This window comes from Rufibacter roseus, assembly GCF_001647285.1.
GTDB classification, from domain to species: Bacteria; Bacteroidota; Bacteroidia; order Cytophagales; family Hymenobacteraceae; genus Nibribacter; species Nibribacter roseus.
Window position 1 is genome coordinate 272,620 of the sequence record NZ_LRML01000004.1, and the last position, 17,008, is coordinate 289,627.

Genomic DNA, 17,008 nt, shown 5'->3' on the forward strand with positions numbered 1-17,008 from the left:
ACAGGCTAGAAATGAATGAGGTCAGGGAAACCGCTATGCATGAAACTAAAGGGGGAAGTGGACATTTTACCTTTGAAAACCCCTACAAATACTACCTGCCCTGCACAATTGTCTTCTGTACCACTTGTTGGTCAGTTGAGAAAACAGTGTATTGATTTTTTACTTCATCATACCGCACACTTACCGGAAAGTGGGTATCAATTGGATCTTTCCCCAGTAATTTTGCCTGTACGTCAAATAGATAGGCCTTCCCAGGGCCAGTCTCTGTGACGACATACAGCTGCCTGTCTCCCCCGAAATGGAAGAATTGCACCTCTTTAGGCGATGAGGTAACAAACCTGCGGTCTAGTAGCAGGCGCAGATCTTGGCTGTACAGGGCAACCCGGCCAGGGTCAGTACGGGCAATGATATAGGACTTGCCATTTGGTTCAACTACCATTTTAAAGGCGCTCCGCCGGTCTGGCCGAACCAACTGCTCCCTTTTTGTAATCTCACCGGTTAAATCAAAGGTGATAACTTCTCCGCTCTGGGTAACCAAGGTAAAGTTTGAGCGACGGAAAGAAATACCCACCCTGCCGTACACTTCAGATTTAAGGTTTGTATTCAGGTAAATAGGAAAACCCGGATAAGCCTCGCCCTGATTGTTAAACGCATAGATGTAGCCATTCTCCAACACTACCAGAATCACGTTGCGGCCGTTCACCTTGAAATGCTGAGGAGCCGACGCCAGCCTGCTTTCTAAACGCTTGGGGTCCCACCCCTGCTGCAGGTTTCCCTCCATGTTCATGATGAAAACATTGCCTAAGGCATCATCTACCACTAATCTGTAATCTTTGGCTTTATCATAGTCGAAAACGTTCAGGTGCTGCAGACGGGTAGAGTCCCCCAGATTGAATGGAAAATTTTCTAAGGCCCGGCCGTTCCGGTCTACGCAATGAATTTTGTTGGAGGTAGCAAAGAAATACGTCAGGCGGTCATTGGGCCCGTACGGATACTGCTGCACAGAACCAATCACTTTGCTGCTGAGAGAATCTGACCAATTCCGCTTGCCTTGCTGTGCTCCAATGGCATGTAGCACAAAGGCCGAATCCTGCACCACTACTTCATCGCTCTTGTCAATGGGGTGCTGGGTTAGAAAAGGTTTAGAAATCAGCTGCGACTTCAGATCAAAGGTTTCAATTTGCCACAACCCTTGGTCGGCTAAAATTGCCTTAACGCCAGATTCCTCCTGATGCCGCAAAATAATGCTAGTATAATATTGGTCTTCAGCGGCACTGAACTGAAAAGTAAAGGAGTTGAACTTCTTGATGACTGAATTATTTGCCATCAGCTTGCTTTGGCTTTCTTTGTTAACCGACCGGAGCAAGAGATTCCAGGCATTGGGAGTATTGATGAAAAGCCCAAGATTGTTCTCCTGTTGCATTTCTTCCAGCATGGGCTCCATGGCTCCAGATTTGCTCCACACTTTTCCGACGTCAATATCATTCAGGAGCGTGCGCATGGTGGCTACATCGTCGGTGAAGAGCAGGTAGTCGCGCACGGTGGTGTAGTAGGTTTGTTCAAAGCCCTTGAACATAGGACCAAACAGCTGCTGCGGCAATTCCTTCACCGTCAGTAACCGTATAATATTCTCTCCGTGCTTCTCCTGGGTTCCGGCTGAGTTGCCTGGCTGCATTCGGTTCAGCATAGTTTGCGAAAGCGCTGGGTTACCAGATTGCACAAACAAAACTTTCTCGGCTGAGGTACGAATGTCATGCGCCTCCAGATAACAGAGACCCAGTTCGCCGGCAAAGGAGTTCGCCAATGTGTCTATAAAGGTGGCGGCCGCTTTACCCGGTTCCCGCCGAAGCGCCCCTACTTGGTCAAGCCCCATGTGCAGTAACAGGGCTGCTCTGGCTGGCACTAACTCCCGCAGCATCAGCTTTTTGGGTTTGTGCCCATCCATTTGACCGAAAAGGGCACCTTCTACCGTTTCAGGGTTTGAGAAGCCATTCAGGAACAGACGGTTGTTCTGTATTTTCAAACCCAGCATGCTGTTGCGGCAAAGGCTGCTAAGCATGTTCACATCGTCTCGCAGGTCTTCTTTCAGAAAGGTATTCAGAAGATCCGGTAAATGCCGGTAGTTTATAAATACATTGGCAAAAACATCGGGCTGGCTCAGGTAGTTGGTGTTTTTGTAATCTTGGGCTGGCGACTCCAGCTGCCCGCGATTTATTTTCCGGACAATTTCTTCTACCAGCACAGAACTGGCACTGATCACCAAATTATTATGGTAGCTGAAGTAAGTAAGGTTGTTATTATTGTTTGTCTCAGAGATGACATCAGTTATCTGGTAACCCTGATAGTCGCGGGTGTCTAGCCTGTACTCATCGGCTTTGCCTAAGTTCTCCACCAATGTGCGTACGTAACGGTGTTCGGCCACCGTATTTACGGGCACATAGTAAACCAGCTCCTGCTCTGCTTTGCCCAACACGTGCAAAGACATCAGAATATTTTTTTGGTCCAGGAAATTACGTAGTTGTGATCTGCCAGAGGAAAGACTGTCTAACAGGGTGAGTTGGTCTTCTAAGCGCAGCACATACGGTGTTTGGGTGAGGGTGCCCCAGAGGTCTGTGCGTTTCAGGTGCTCTACCAAACGGGGTGCATGATCAGTTTCCACCACAAAAACGGCATCATCGGGCACCAAGGTCCAAAGATCCACTTTTGCGCGTGCCTCTGACCATTTAGAAAAGCCGTAGAAACCCAGCGCCACCAGCACCACCAATCCACACAATAAGAGAATCGTCTTTTTCGGCATCCTGAAAACTTAGCCCCGGGCAAAAGCCGGGAGGTTAAGATTTACAAAAATAACGGAAAAAGCTGCGCTTCCATGTATTTGTTCTTCTAATGTGCTGGCGCGAATGCCTCTACAGAACTAAGTTCACCCCAACTGACACCTTTCATTTCCGCCCTGCCCCCATTATATTCTTGCCTTTGATTGCCTAACTCTTCTTACTTTAGCCCCTCATTTTACTTTAAAATACATGCGGGTAGTACTACAGCGGGTTACAGAGGCAGCGGTAACCATTGACGGAAAGGTAAATGGGCAGATTGAAACGGGGCTGTTGGTGTTGGCAGGCTTCACCCCTACTGACACCCTTGAAGATTTACAGTGGACGGCTAAAAAAATTACCCAACTGCGTATTTTCTCTGATGCTGATGACAAAATGAACCTGAGTGTGCAAGATGTTAACGGCGGAATTCTGCTAATCAGCCAGTTCACGCTTTACGCCAACACTAAAAAAGGAAACCGCCCCTCTTACATTAACGCCGCACCGCCGGCCGTTGCCATTCCGTTGTATGAGCAGTTTCATACTCTATTGCAGAGTGCTTTAGGCAAACCTATACCCACTGGTATTTTTGGCGCTGACATGAAGGTAAGCCTGTTGAACGACGGCCCCGTCACCATTACCATTGATTCACAAAATAGAGAGTAGTTTAATTGTTGATTGCTTATTGTTGATTGTTATTCCTTTCCAAGTAGGTTTCAATCATAAGAGTTAGCAGCATGTCTTTGACAACTTCCGTTTTTGGCCTCTTTTTACAAAATTTACCCAAGAACGGAAGTTGTCAAAATAATTATTCAGCAATTAACGATCAAAAAACAATCAACAATTAACAATCAACAATTCTAAAAATGACGATAGAGCAGGCGCAACAAGAAGTAGATACCTGGATCAAGGAAGTAGGCGTTCGGTATTTCTCGGAGCTGACTAATATGGCCATATTAACCGAGGAAGTGGGGGAAGTGGCTCGTATCATTGCCCGCCGGTACGGAGATCAGTCGTTCAAGAAGAGTGACGAGGAAGTGGATTTAGGTGCCGAAATGGCCGACGTTTTATTTGTATTGCTGACGCTGGCCAACCAAACTGGAGTGAACCTTACTGAAGCCTTCGCCAAAGGAATGGAAAAGCGCACCAAGCGAGATAAAGACCGGCACCAGAACAACCCGAAGCTGCGGTAAGTCAATTAGGCAGTATTTTGAGCTTGTTCAAATAAACCTGAAATTGAATGGGCCTTGGCTTTAGCCAAAACAGTAGTCTTTTGGCTAAAGCCAACTTTTGATGTTCATTCCCCTAGGCTGAAGCCTAGGTCTATTTAAGAAAAACTTTTTACCTATCTCCTGAACAATTGGCTAGAGCTTGCGGGCAAATGGTGTGGCTTTTTTACACACTTTGCCAGTAAAGCACACCGTTTTCAGGCTTCTTTTCAGAAATCAGCCCTTAAACAAGGCAACAGCTACTCTGCCTTAACTAGGAAATCTCCCTGCAGCACCGGCACAACATCATACTTATCTTCTTCCAGGCAAAATTCTATATCGGGAAGAATATGCAGACGCTCTAGCCGCTGCACATGAGATGATTTTGACAAGAAACCGAGCAAGTCTGCCTTAGCGGTCTGGTACAGGTGGTAAGCCGCCAGAGTGGCATCGTGGTTCAACTCAAAAGAATCTTGTAACCTCTCAGCCAAGGCACCGGCAAACAAGGTGTCTTCCAGATTAAAAACACCTTTCCAGCCCGCACAAACCACTACTACGTCTTTGCCTGCTTTTTTAAGATACTCGGCTACGGCACCTACATTCACCATGGCCCCCACTATCACCTCATCAGCTGAGCGGGAAAGGCGGATGGCTTGTGTGCCGTTTGTGGTAGTAATAGCCAAACGCTTCCCTTTCACATCTTCCTCTAAATAATGGAAAGGAGAATTGCCCAGGTCAAAGCCATCTGCCTTTATGCCATCACGTTCGGCGGCCACTAAATAACCTTGCTCTTTGAAAGCCCAGCAGGCTTCCAGCTCACTTACGGGAGCAATATGTTCTACTCCGTTCGCCAGCGCGGTTACCATACTGGAAGTAGCCCGCAGCACGTCTACGGCCACGGCAATCTTACCCTCTAATGCATACAAAGGCAGCAAAGTAGGGCTAAAACAAACGTCAATGGAAGGCATTTTAAGGAGTTCTGAGTCTTGAGTTCTGAGTCTTGAGTCATTTAAAATTAAGCGTTTTGGGGCTGTTTTCTTGAAAACTGCACCAAAACGCCACCAAGTGTTCTAAGTCAAAAGTCGTGCAAATTGAATTATCTGACTCAGGACTCTTGACTCATGACTCAGAACTACCTAAAGGGTTGGTTTATAAAAGGGCAGCTTAACTACCAGTGCTTTCAGTTGCTTGTTCCGGACTTTGATATACAGCTCTGTGCCGGGGGCAGCAAATTCTTTTTTCACGTAGCCCAGGCCTACACCTTTACCTAAACTAGGAGACATAGTGCCGGAGGTAACTTCCCCAATTTGCTCGCCTTGGGCATCTACAATTTCATAATGGCTACGCGGTATACCTTGCTCCTGCATTTCAAAACCTACAAGCTTACGAGAGACGCCTTGCTCTTTTTGGGCTTTCAGGTTCTCGGCGTTGGTGAAATCTTTGCTGAACTTGGTCACCCAGCCTAAACCTGCCTCCAAAGGAGAGGTGGTATCTGTGATATCGTTCCCGTAGAGGCAATAGCCCATTTCCAGCCGCAGCGTATCACGGGCACCTAAGCCAATGGGCTTTATGCCAAACGGGGCACCGGCTTCCATGATTTTTTCGAACACCTCTTTGGCGTTTTCATTCGGCACATAGATCTCAAACCCTCCAGAACCGGTATAACCCGTTGCCGAAATAATTACATTTGGCACTCCGGCAAACTCGCCTTTGTCAAAGGTATAATACACCATGTTGGCTAAGTCAACCTGCGTGAGTGACTGTAAGGCCTCTACCGCCTTTGGCCCCTGCACGGCAAAAAGAGAAGTCTCATCTGAAATATTCTGCAGCTCCGCGCCATTGGAATTGAACTGGCTTATCCAATTCCAGTCTTTTTCAATGTTAGAGGCGTTTACCACCAGCATGTACTCATTTTCTGACAGGCAGTACACCAGCAGATCGTCAACAATACCACCTTCATGGTTAGGCAGAGTAGAATACTGAATTTTTCCTGGTGTTAGCTTTGAGGCATCATTAGAAGTTACCCGCTGAATTAAATCAAGCGCTTGCGGCCCTGACACCAGAAACTCGCCCATGTGCGACACATCAAAAATACCCACTGCCTTACGCACCGTGTGGTGTTCATCAAGGTCAGATGAGTACCGTACCGGCATGTTATAACCAGCAAAAGGCACCATTTTGGCACCTAAGGCCTCATGCACATCGTTCAGCGCTATTTTCTTTAATTCCATATATAGCAGGTTAAGATCAGTAAGATGTTGTGCCGCAAAAGTACGGAAATAGCTGAGCATTTTAAATGACTGCACTAACAAGTTCTGGCAAAGAAGCCATTGCACTCCTACTTTTTTCTTACAAACAGAAAAGCAGAAAAGTTATATTTATAAGCCACTGGCTTAAAGGCAAATGCAAAGGGTACAGCTAAAGAAACAGTCAACTAAAACCCGCACCGTCTAAAGCAAAACTCTGCTAGAGCTGTAGTTCTTAAAATAAGCCAGTTTTTTATCAGAAACAAACACAACTCATCCTTCAGCTGCTACGTACAATTTAATAATTGTATGATTCTGCTACTACAAGCCAGTTTAAGCAAAAAGAATGGTGGAAGAATGCAGTTATGTGGAAAGAATTGGCATAGGTAAAAAACTGGGGGAGGCATGAGTTTTAAGGAGACTATTTTACATGAGGCATTGGTACTGTTTGAGCAGAAAGGTATTGAAAATATCTCCACCGATGATTTATTAGAAGCGTTAGATATCTCAAGGGGTACGTTGAACGAAATAGCCAGCTCTAAAAGAGAACTTGTGCAATTGTGCATACTGCAGTCTATTATGAAAAGGCAAGCCGTGGCAGATTTAGTTGTTGCCGAGGCTGAACACCCTTTAGAAGCCTTGCTTCAGTTACTCCAACTCTCACTAGAAGAGGTATATTCCTTCAGCCCCGCTTTTGTAGAAGACCTTAAAAACCATTACCCATGGGCTTGGGGCAGGCTACAGCTCTTTATGCGGAAACTTTCTCAAAACTATTTGAACCCGCTCTTGAAAGAATGCGTAAGCCGTGGTTATCTGCAGGCCGACCTTCCTTCTGAAATGGTGGTTCGTCTGTTTATTAATCATTTGCAGGGACTGCTCAACCCCCACCTGTTCCCTGCATATGCGTTCAATTACCAAGAGCTGTTCAAGCTGGTAGTAGTGTATTACCTGAAAGGTTGCGCTACCCCTCTGGGGCAGGAACAGATAGAAGAATTCACCTACCGTGAATTGGCCGTGTAGGTTTAAATAAAATTTTATTTTTGTGCAGCCGCCTTACCTGCATGGGTAATTCGGCTGTTTGTGTGTATACAAACGGCTTATATCTGAACCCTTAGCCTCACCCAAATGAATCTTTCAACCAAGCTCTTCGCGGGCTTTGTTTTAATCTCGTTCCTTTTCTCGGCGGTAGCCATTGTGAACTTCAGGCTTTCTGAAGACGTGATTGCCAACTCTGAGTTTGTGGCGGAATCTATGAACACCACCCGTACCTCAGCCGCCCTTCAGCGCAGCTTGGTAGACATGGAAACCGGTCTTAGAGGTTATCTGCTCACTGGTGACAAAGCATATCTAGAGCCCTATTCCACCTCGGCCAGCACCCTGCCAGGACAGTTTGAACTCATTAAAGCCTATATTGATGACAAGCCAGAACAATTGGCGCGTATAACTGAAATTGAGGAAACGCACCGCAAATGGCGCTATGACTTTGCCGAGCTGCTTATTTCTGAAAAAGAGAAAGAAACCTTAGACACCCTCCGGGCCGGACGCATCACGCCAAGAGCAGATGGGTTTGTCGTGCTGAACGAAGAAGGGAAACGGCTCACAGACCGCATCCGTAGCTTGTTCAAAGACTTTAACGCTATTGAGTTCAACCGCCGCGAGCAGCGTAAGGCCAAACTGGAACAAAGTATTTCTGACACCCGCCGGGTTTCCACCACCCTTACTGTTTTCTCAGTACTGCTGGGCATGGGCTGGGCCTACTACATTACCCGCCTTATTTCACGCCGGATCATGAAAATGGTGGATCTGGCAGACAAAATTTCGTACGGCGAATACAAAACCCAGATTGAAGACAACGAAAACGATGAACTCACCCGCCTTTCTGACTCCCTTAACCGAATGGCGCTCACCATTGACAAAACCTTTACCGAACTAGACAGCAAAAACAAAGAACTAGACCAGTTTGCCTACGTGGTGTCACATGATCTTAAGGCCCCACTGCGTGGCATTGAGAACGCTTCACGGTGGGTAGAGGAAGACATGGGCAAGGAACTCCCCACAAACGTACAGGAGTATCTTATGATGATGCGCATACGTGTGCACCGCATGGAGAACCTAATCAACGGTATTCTGGCTTTGGCACGTATTGGTCGCTCTAACTTAGAAGAAGAAACCGTAGATGTGCAGTACCTGCTTTATGAAATTATAGACATGATTAACCCGCCTACAGGTTTCAACATTCATATTCCGGAGAGGCTGCCTGTTTTGCACGCTGTCAAAGTAGAGTTGCAGCAGGTGTTCTCAAACCTTATGAGCAACGCCATTAAATACCACCATGATACCAAAGGAAACATCACGATTGGGTATAGAGATCTAGAAGTGGCACATGAATTTTCTGTGGCAGATGACGGCCCAGGCATTGAAGAAGAGTACCACAGCAGGATTTTTCTTCTTTTCCAAACCTTACAGGAGCGTGATGCCGTAGAAAGCACCGGAGTAGGCCTGGCTATTGTCAAAAAAATCATTGAACGCCGGGGCGGAACTATCAATGTGGCGTCTGAATTAGGCAAAGGATCTGTATTTACCTTTACTTGGCCTAAACAAAAGTTGTCAGATAATTGATTAAATTCTAATTTTGACCTTAACCTAGTATAAAAACACTGATTATATGAGTGAATCCCAACATAGTATTTTGTTAGTGGAAGATGATTATCTTGATGCTATGAGCGTAGAGCGTGAATTGCGCAAAATCAAGGTAATGGTGCCACTACACAAGGCTAAAAACGGCCGTGAGGCTCTGGCCATGCTACGCGGGGAACCAGGCACACCAAAACTGAATCCGCTGCCAACCATTATTTTGCTGGACATCAACATGCCCAAAATGAATGGTATTGAGTTCTTAGAGGAAATCCGCAGAGATCCGGTTTTGGCCCACCTGAACGTGTTCATTATGACCACTTCCAACGAAGATTCTGATCGCTTCGCGGCACAGAACCTGCGCGTAAACGGCTATATTGTAAAGCCCCTTACTTTTGACACGTTCAACGATGGCGCCTCTAGCTTAGACAGCTTCAGCCTGTTTCTTGACCTGCTCAAACTGAAACCACAGTAAAAAACACTACCTATAGCATAAAAGCTGCTGTTTTGGTAAAAACAGGCCCGAAACGCTTTTATGGCTTAATGGAAAGTCCTGAAGATTAGTGATAAATTTAGTTTATAGGAAAGTGAAAAAGTTTAGCATTTACAGCAAATCACATTCTTTTATTTGGACTAGAACAGCAATAATATATTCCTTATTGCTACTCTTGATTTTCATTACAACTGTAATGAAGTATTTAACGAACCTTCCTGATTCTCATCAAGCCTACGACATTTTAATTTTTGTGGGAATTGGTGTTTTACTTTACGGTATTGCTTGTGCAATGCTTGGTATTGGGAGGTATAAACCACTCAAAGGCAAATTGAATGGTTCTATTACATTTGAACATGATTCAATAACAATAGCAGAAAAAACCATCACCATTGACCTAATAACTAAAATAAACTTTGAAGGTACAGATTGGTTAGGCTTATATAAGAGAAATGGTCTTACCGAGTATTTCGAAAACTCGTTATCGCAAGGGGTGCAGAATTACCTGATCTTGCATCTTAGTGATGGACAAATAATTAAAACACAATTTCAATTGCTTGATGCCTGTGGATTACAGGAGATGGAAGATGAAATAAAATCGTATTACCTCAAAGACAAAATCAGCTATTTACAGGCTGTAGACCTCTTAGGCTTGTCCAGTCAGGACAAGTGGAATGATTTAAAGAGGTTAAAAACCAGCCAAAACTCTACAAAATATCAACAGAAAAAAGGATAGATCTTCTCAGGCAACTAACTATCACACAAATAGCTCCCCTTGCTCAGGCAGCAACCTAAAAGATATTCTGTGGTGCGAAGAGGTGCCGTATTTGGCAATGGCCTCGCGGTGTTTTTTGGTGGGGTAACCTGCGTTCTGCCCCCAACCATAAAAAGGGAACTCCTCCCCGAGCTTCAACATAAGCTCATCGCGGTGGGTTTTAGCCAGTACAGACGCTGCAGCAATACTGAAAAAACGACCGTCTCCCTTAATCATGCAGGCGTGGGGCACCTGTTTGTAAGGCTTGAATCGGTTTCCGTCTACCAAAAGGTACTCCGCTTCAACCGGCAATTGGTCCAGCGCCCGGTGCATGGCGGCAAAAGAAGCGTTCAGAATATTGATCTGGTCTATTTCCTGGGGACTTACCTCTGCCACCGCCCAATGCAATGCCTCTTTGCACACCTCCTCCCGTAAAAAATCACGTTGCTTGGCACTGAGTTGCTTTGAATCATTCAGCAACGGATGGTAATAGTCTGGGGGCAGAATAACTGCCGCTGCCACCACAGGCCCGGCCAGACAACCCCGCCCCGCTTCGTCTAAACCAGCCTCGAAAAGGTTACCGCTATGGTTGGATATCAGCATTTGTTCTGCATTTCTTTTTATCACAATGAAACAAAAGACCAAGTTAAAAAATTCTGTTTTATTCAAAACTAAGCACACCCACCCTCTAGCTACGGGCGTTTATAATAGAACTTGTGTAACAACAGAAATTGGCTACACCTCATCCTCTTTTGTTTCTGACAGCAAAATAGTTCTTCTGTTTTCGACCTACTTTTAAAAAAACAGGTCAAAAACGTGCCAGAACCGGTTCATTAGGCTAAAATTCTTGCCTCCTACATTTTAAAATCTTTTATTTAGCATCTCAATCCTTACCGACTAAACTAACATCATGGAGTACCAAATAAAATCTTATGAAGAATACCAGAACGAGTACCGGAAAAGCGTAGAGCAACCGGAGGAGTTTTGGGCCGGCATTGCTGAAAACTTTACTTGGCGCAAGAAATGGGACAAGGTACTGGACTGGAACTTTGAGGAACCAAATGTGAAATGGTTTGTCAATGGCAAACTGAACATCACTGAGAACTGCCTTGACCGCCATCTGGAGAAACGCGGAAACAAACTAGCCCTGATCTGGGAGCCCAACGACCCCAAAGAACGTTACATCCGCTATACCTACCGTGAACTGCACGAGAAGGTGTGCCAAATGGCCAATATTTTAAAGCGCAACGGCGTGCAGAAAGGTGACCGTGTGTGCATTTACATGCCCATGATCCCGGAGCTTGCCTTCAGCGTGCTGGCCTGCGCCAGAATTGGAGCTGTTCACTCTGTTATCTTTGCGGGCTTCTCCCATACCGCCATGGCTGACCGCATTAATGATGCGCAAGCCAAAGTAGTACTCACTTCGGACGGCCTTAACCGTGGCTCTAAACAAATTCCGGTAAAACGGGTGGTAGACGAGGCCGTGGCCGATTGCCCCACCGTAGAAAAAGTAATTGTAGTGGAGCGCTTAGGTTGGGCTGTGAACATGGTGGAAGGCCGTGACGTGTGGTACCATGAGGAACTGGAGCACGTAGATAAAAACTGCCCTGCCGAAGAAATGGACTCAGAAGACCTGCTCTTCATTCTGTACACTTCGGGCTCCACCGGTAAACCGAAAGGCGTGGTACATACCTGCGGAGGCTACATGGTCTACACAGACTACACGTTCCGGAACGTATTCCAATACCAGGAAAGCGATGTCTATTGGTGTACCGCCGATATTGGCTGGATTACTGGCCACTCTTATCTGCTTTACGGCCCGCTGCTCTCTGGTGCTACCTCTCTTATGTTTGAAGGTGTACCAACTTTCCCAGATGCCGGTCGATTCTGGCAGGTAATAGATAAGTTTGGAGTCAATATTTTCTATACTGCCCCTACTGCCATCCGCTCGCTCATGGGTGCTGGCTTAGACCACGTTTTGTCTTACAGCCTTGACTCTCTAAGAGTGCTTGGTTCAGTGGGCGAACCTATCAACGAAGAGGCCTGGCACTGGTACCACATACACGTGGGCAAAGAACGCTGCCCAATTGTAGACACGTGGTGGCAAACTGAAACCGGTGGTATTATGCTCAGCTCTCTGGCTGGCGTTACACCCATGAAGCCTAGCCACGCGGGCTTTGCTCTGCCCGGCATACAACCTCTGTTGGTAGACCAGGAAGGCAATGAAATCACCGAGAATGAAAAAGAAGGATATCTGTGCATGAAGTTCCCGTGGCCGGGCATTATCCGGACCACCTACGGAGACCATGAGCGCTGCCGCCAGAGCTACTTCAGCACTTACAAAGGGCTATATTTTACCGGCGATGGCGCTAAGCGCGACAAAGACGGCCTATGGCGCATTATTGGTCGCGTAGATGATGTGATCAACGTTTCTGGTCACCGCTTTGGCACCGCAGAAATTGAAAATGCCATCAACCAAAACAAACATATAGTTGAAAGTGCCGTGGTGGGTTACCCGCATGAAGTAAAAGGCCAGGGAATTTATGCCTTTGTGGTAACCGGTGAAAATGCTCCCGCCAACCCTGAAAACTTAAGGGCTGAGGTAATTGAAACTATTGTTGATCAGATAGGTAAAATTGCCAAGCCAGACAAAATTCAGATTGTAAGCGGTTTGCCTAAAACCAGATCAGGCAAAATTATGCGCCGTATTCTTAGAAAAGTGGCCGAAGGTGAGACTTCTAATTTAGGTGATACCAGCACCTTGCTTGACCCACCAGTAGTAGACGAGATTATTCAAGGGGCCCTTTAAGGCCCCTTTTTTTATGCTTTGAATTTTGACTATTTGCAGTTCATATTTTAGCTGCTATGTATATTCCGCCGCATTACCTTCAACAAGACCCGGAAAAACTACTCTCGTTTATCCGTACCTATCCGTTTGCAACGCTGGTGAGTACACAAGAGAACCGGCCCTGCGCCACACACCTACCCTTCACTGCTAACGCAAGTGAAGAGGGTAAACTGGTACTGCATTCGCATATGGCGCGGGCTAACAGCCAATGGAAAAATCTAGTTGGTCAGGAGGTGTTGGTTATTTTTCAGGAGCCGCACGCCTACATTTCTCCTTCTTTCTATAATAAACCTCTGAATGTACCAACCTGGAATTATGCAGTGGTTCATGCCTACGGGCAGGTAAAGTTAATAGAGGCATCAGCAGCGGTGTTTGAAGTTTTGGAAAACATGATTATAAACAACGAACCTACCTATTTAACCCAGTGGCAACAATTACCCCTAGAGTATAAAGAACGTATGGCAAGAGGAATTGTGGCTTTTGAAGTGGAAGTAACTGAGCTGCAAGGCAAAGAGAAGCTAAGCCAGAATAAAGCTTTAGATGAACGCCACCGCATTGCCGAAAACCTTAAGCAAAGTACTAATACCGCAGTAGCTTCCCTCGGACACTTAATGGACTCAACCTTTTCACCCCAGAATTAGTACTACTAATCGGTTGGTGAAACGGCCATACACTTTAAGTCTTTGTTATGCCTTTAAATATCCGTCACGACGAACAACATCAGCAGTTCACGGCTCTGCTAGATCAGGCAGAAATTGGGGAGCTTGCCTATGCATTACCCGATTCAGAAACCATTGACTTTCAGCACACCTTTATAGAAAAAGAGCATCGGGGCCAGGGCCATGCCAATACGCTTATTAAATTTGGGCTAGATTATGCATCTGAGCAGGGTCTGCAGGTAAAAGCCACTTGCCGGGCAGTAGCCAGTTATCTGGAAAGATACCCACAGTAAATTCAGGTCGATAACGAAACAGAAAGCCGTTCAATTAACTGCCACAACAGCTTGAACGGCTTACTGTTTTCAGGCTTTTTTTCGGGAAACAGCTTGAAAGCAGAACTGTATCCCCGGCAAATTCTTTCTTCGTTCAACTACTAAATATAGTTCAGAATCAAAACACGCCATTACGTAAAGGCTCTAATAGAAAAAGAGCCCTGACTCAGGCGCCAAGACTCTTTTCTCTACAAACAAACCAAAAAGTTTACCCTCTCGGGATAATGATCTGTTGGCCCGGGTGAATCAGATTAGGATCTTTAATCTGGTCTTTATTGGCCTCGTGTATTTTGTGCCATTGCTGTGCGTCTCCGTAGAAATTCTTCGCAATTTTTGAGAGCGAATCACCACTCTTAATGGTGTAGGTGTCATGCGCAGCCGGAGCAGCCGGAGCAGCCGGAGCAGCCTGCGCTGCAGGTGCGGTGGTAGTATGTGCCGTTGGTTTGGCAGCAGGTTGTTGCACCGGCTTCTCCTCCCCTTTCTTCAAAAAATCAAATAGTCCCATAGTTTCGTAAGGTTTCAGCGTCTGGCGCTGTTTTAGCCCATTGTCTTTATTCATACGCCCGTTACTTCAGTAGGTTTATATTTTTTCTTATAACAGTGCGAGAAAAATGGCGTATGAAAAACGGGTTTGCCTACAGGCATTCTGCGTTCACCATACCAAAAACTAGAACTATGAAAGTGATTTTTGAATCCGGAACTAACCGGTTGTTGACCTTTTTACTTATGACCTTGCTAAGCATTGGTTCTTTTAGCTGTGGCAACAAGAGCAATGAAGGGGGAAATGCCCAAATGATCTCCGGCTCTACGAGCAAAGTCTGGAAAGCCAATAAAGAAACCAACTCCGTCGGTGATAAAGAAAAACTGTCTAAGGCCGAAAAGCAGGAGCAAATTCAATTCTTTTCCAACGGAAACTTTACCCAAACTTCTGCTACGCAGTCAGATAATGGCACCTGGACCTATGATCCGCAGACCAAAACGCTGAGCCTTACCTATGCCAACAACTCTGTAAGTGAAAACTTCTCTGTTACAGAACTAGACGAGGACAACCTGAAACTACAGGCACCTGATGGTTCTACCTTAGAACTAGAGGCTCAATAAAATTTTGTATATTGAATAAAAACCCGTGCTGCCAGACCCTGCACGGGTTTTCTATTACTGTTGCCATTGGTATCGAGCTCCAGATGGCACAATCTTATTCAATCAAACGACTTACTAAACATGAAATTCCGTTGGCACCTGTTTGAGCTGGAAGACCAGACTTGGTTTCCGCATGTGGTGCGGCAGGGCATGATGGATGTGCTACGGTTCATGATTACTAAGTTAGGCATCTACAAACCAACAGTACCATTGCTGGCGCAAGCCTTACAGCAGCAAAAGCAGCAGCATGTAATTGACTTATGTTCAGGCTCAGGAGGTGGCATCTTGCAAGTATGGCGGGAGCTACAAAAATTTAGTGACCAGCCCGTTCAGATTACCCTCACTGATAAATTCCCAAACATAAGTTCATACCAATACCTTCACGAAACATCAGGCGGAGCACTTCTTTATGAAAAAGATTCTGTAGACGCCACCGCCGTACCAACTAGTTTAGCTGGCTTTAGAACTATTTTCTCTGCGTTTCACCACTTCAAGCCTATCACTGCTCAAGCCATTCTGAAAGATGCCGTGAACCAAGGCCAGGGAGTGGGCATTTTTGAGGGGGCCGGTAAAAGCTGGCATGAGTTGTTGTTGGTGTGGCTGATCTTTCCTTGGGTGATTCTGCTCATTACTCCATTCATAAGACCATTCCGTTGGAGCCGTCTGTTTTTCACGTATGTAGTACCACTTATTCCTTTGGGTACTGTGTGGGACGGCACCGTTTCCTTGCTCCGAATGTACACGCCCCAGCATCTTCGGCAAATGGTACAACAGCTAGACGCTCCCCACTACACCTGGCACATTGGTAGAGCCCGGCACTGGAGCGGAACCGGAGTGTTGTATTTAATCGGATATCCTTCGTAAACTGCGGCATGAATTCTTCCTGGTCTTCGGCCTGGCGCCTGCTCCGTATTCCTTTTTCGCTCTACTTGATGCCCATCTTCTGGTTCGCGCTTAGTGCCACGCCAGAAATAGAGATATGGAAAGCCGCAGCTGTTTTCTTTATCCTGCACATATTGGTGTACCCAGCCAGCAACGGCTACAACTCTTACTATGACCGTGACGAAGGCAGCATTGGTGGCCTCAAAAACCCACCTAAAGTAACTGAGGCGCTGTATTGGCTGGTTCTCACATTTGATATTCTGGCGGTGGTGCTAGCTGCTTTTTTGTCTTGGAGTTTTGCAGGCCTGGTGCTCCTGTACCTGCTAATTTCTAAGGCCTATAGTTATGAAGGAATCAGGCTGAAGAAATTCCCAATCATCAGCACGTTGGTGGTGGTGGTATTTCAAGGGGCGTTTACTTTTCTGATGGTACAAGTAGGCATAGGCACAGAAGAGGCAGGTATATCAGAAAAAACGAACCTGCTTTTGGCTATGGTCAGCACCCTCTTTCTGTGTGGCTCCTACCCGCTTACCCAGGTGTACCAGCACAAAGAAGATGCGCAGCGGGGCGACCAGACCCTTAGCCTCACACTTGGCCTCTGGGGTACATTTTTATTTGCGGGCATCAGTTTGCTTTTGGGCACTGCGGTGTTACTATATACCTACTGGCTCAGAAATGAACTCACTTATGCCGCTGTTTTTCTGGTTGCCACGCTACCGGTGGTGATCGTCTTTAGCTTATGGGTTTGGCAGGTGAAGAAAAGTGCAGCTGCCGCCAATTTTGACAATACCATGCGCATGAACAAAGTCTCCTCACTCAGTCTCAGCTTTGCGTTCATTCTCATGTGCCTGCTCCGTTTCTGGAGCTAAAGCTTCTATCTGAAGAACATCATCCTTTGGTACCCGTACTTGTTTATGAGCACGTTTAAACTTTTGGTTTGCAGGCGAAACTTTTCCAGAATGAGGTTCTGACGAAGCAGTTTTTGAGCCTCGTAGCAGCGCT

The 17,008-nt window shown here is 46.1% G+C and carries 17 protein-coding genes; 12 read left to right on the plus strand and 5 right to left on the minus strand.

All coding sequences use genetic code 11. From position 1 onward, the window contains the following. Nucleotides 1–91 precede the first annotated feature (91 nt). A complete protein-coding gene (locus tag A8O23_RS07500) occupies nucleotides 92–2,797 on the minus strand; it encodes a hypothetical protein (protein ID WP_066618939.1) in 2,706 nt (901 codons plus the stop codon). Nucleotides 2,798–3,023: 226 nt separating this feature from the next. On the opposite strand from A8O23_RS07500, the gene dtd reads away from it, so the two are divergent. Then, nucleotides 3,024–3,476: a D-aminoacyl-tRNA deacylase gene (gene dtd, locus A8O23_RS07505; RefSeq protein WP_066618942.1), complete on the plus strand. Its 453-nt coding sequence runs from the start codon at nucleotides 3,024–3,026 to the stop codon at nucleotides 3,474–3,476. Between the two features lie 200 nt (nucleotides 3,477–3,676). Beyond that, nucleotides 3,677–4,003, plus strand: coding sequence for a nucleotide pyrophosphohydrolase (locus tag A8O23_RS07510; protein WP_066618945.1), 327 nt, complete (start codon nucleotides 3,677–3,679; stop codon nucleotides 4,001–4,003). Between the two features lie 275 nt (nucleotides 4,004–4,278). Here A8O23_RS07510 and A8O23_RS07515 read toward each other — a convergent pair whose 3' ends face one another. Together A8O23_RS07515 and gcvT are read right to left on the minus strand one after the other, a co-directional pair. After that, nucleotides 4,279–4,986, minus strand: a complete 708-nt coding sequence (locus A8O23_RS07515; RefSeq protein ID WP_066618947.1) for a 2-phosphosulfolactate phosphatase — start codon at nucleotides 4,984–4,986, stop codon at nucleotides 4,279–4,281. 168 nt (nucleotides 4,987–5,154) lie between these two features. Next, on the minus strand, nucleotides 5,155–6,249 hold the full coding sequence (gene gcvT, locus A8O23_RS07520) for a glycine cleavage system aminomethyltransferase GcvT (protein WP_066619530.1): 1,095 nt from the start codon (nucleotides 6,247–6,249) through the stop codon (nucleotides 5,155–5,157). Nucleotides 6,250–6,669: 420 nt separating this feature from the next. On the opposite strand from gcvT, the gene A8O23_RS07525 reads away from it, so the two are divergent. The 4 genes from A8O23_RS07525 to A8O23_RS07540 all read left to right on the plus strand — a co-directional run bounded on the left by A8O23_RS07525 (nucleotide 6,670) and on the right by A8O23_RS07540 (nucleotide 10,127). Next, entirely contained in the window at nucleotides 6,670–7,284 is a 615-nt protein-coding gene (locus A8O23_RS07525) for a TetR/AcrR family transcriptional regulator (RefSeq protein ID WP_074988338.1), read from the plus strand. Between the two features lie 105 nt (nucleotides 7,285–7,389). Then, nucleotides 7,390–8,883, plus strand: a complete 1,494-nt coding sequence (locus tag A8O23_RS07530) for a sensor histidine kinase (protein ID WP_066618952.1) — start codon at nucleotides 7,390–7,392, stop codon at nucleotides 8,881–8,883. Between the two features lie 46 nt (nucleotides 8,884–8,929). Next, on the plus strand, nucleotides 8,930–9,373 hold the full coding sequence (locus A8O23_RS07535; protein WP_066618954.1) for a response regulator: 444 nt from the start codon (nucleotides 8,930–8,932) through the stop codon (nucleotides 9,371–9,373). 214 nt (nucleotides 9,374–9,587) lie between these two features. Further along, on the plus strand, nucleotides 9,588–10,127 hold the full coding sequence (locus A8O23_RS07540) for a hypothetical protein (RefSeq protein WP_066618962.1): 540 nt from the start codon (nucleotides 9,588–9,590) through the stop codon (nucleotides 10,125–10,127). Between the two features lie 21 nt (nucleotides 10,128–10,148). On the opposite strand, the gene A8O23_RS07545 is transcribed toward A8O23_RS07540, so the two are convergent. Further along, on the minus strand, nucleotides 10,149–10,748 hold the full coding sequence (locus tag A8O23_RS07545) for a ribonuclease HII (RefSeq protein ID WP_066618964.1): 600 nt from the start codon (nucleotides 10,746–10,748) through the stop codon (nucleotides 10,149–10,151). A gap of 307 nt (nucleotides 10,749–11,055) precedes the next feature. On the opposite strand from A8O23_RS07545, the gene acs reads away from it, so the two are divergent. The 3 genes from acs to A8O23_RS07560 are packed head-to-tail and all read left to right on the plus strand — an operon-like array spanning nucleotide 11,056 to nucleotide 13,945. Further along, nucleotides 11,056–12,954, plus strand: a complete 1,899-nt coding sequence (gene acs / locus A8O23_RS07550) for an acetate--CoA ligase (protein ID WP_066618966.1) — start codon at nucleotides 11,056–11,058, stop codon at nucleotides 12,952–12,954. 56 nt (nucleotides 12,955–13,010) lie between these two features. After that, the gene (locus A8O23_RS07555; protein ID WP_066618969.1) at nucleotides 13,011–13,634 is read left to right on the plus strand and encodes an FMN-binding negative transcriptional regulator; all 624 of its coding nucleotides are present in this window, start codon (nucleotides 13,011–13,013) and stop codon (nucleotides 13,632–13,634) included. Between the two features lie 47 nt (nucleotides 13,635–13,681). Next, nucleotides 13,682–13,945 (plus strand): GNAT family N-acetyltransferase, encoded by a 264-nt coding sequence (locus A8O23_RS07560; protein WP_066618971.1) that lies wholly within the window; start codon nucleotides 13,682–13,684, stop codon nucleotides 13,943–13,945. 247 nt (nucleotides 13,946–14,192) lie between these two features. On the opposite strand, the gene A8O23_RS07565 is transcribed toward A8O23_RS07560, so the two are convergent. Further along, on the minus strand, nucleotides 14,193–14,543 hold the full coding sequence (locus A8O23_RS07565) for a LysM peptidoglycan-binding domain-containing protein (RefSeq protein ID WP_239693362.1): 351 nt from the start codon (nucleotides 14,541–14,543) through the stop codon (nucleotides 14,193–14,195). Between the two features lie 116 nt (nucleotides 14,544–14,659). Here A8O23_RS07565 and A8O23_RS07570 point away from each other — a divergent pair, with 116 nt between their 5' ends. The 3 genes from A8O23_RS07570 to A8O23_RS07580 all read left to right on the plus strand — a co-directional run bounded on the left by A8O23_RS07570 (nucleotide 14,660) and on the right by A8O23_RS07580 (nucleotide 16,875). Then, nucleotides 14,660–15,085 (plus strand): lipocalin-like domain-containing protein, encoded by a 426-nt coding sequence (locus A8O23_RS07570; protein WP_066619544.1) that lies wholly within the window; start codon nucleotides 14,660–14,662, stop codon nucleotides 15,083–15,085. A 120-nt stretch (nucleotides 15,086–15,205) separates the two neighbouring features. Next, nucleotides 15,206–15,988: a hypothetical protein gene (locus A8O23_RS07575; protein ID WP_066618973.1), complete on the plus strand. Its 783-nt coding sequence runs from the start codon at nucleotides 15,206–15,208 to the stop codon at nucleotides 15,986–15,988. An 8-nt stretch (nucleotides 15,989–15,996) separates the two neighbouring features. Then, on the plus strand, nucleotides 15,997–16,875 hold the full coding sequence (locus tag A8O23_RS07580; protein WP_066618976.1) for a UbiA family prenyltransferase: 879 nt from the start codon (nucleotides 15,997–15,999) through the stop codon (nucleotides 16,873–16,875). The last annotated feature ends 133 nt before the right edge of the window (nucleotides 16,876–17,008 follow it).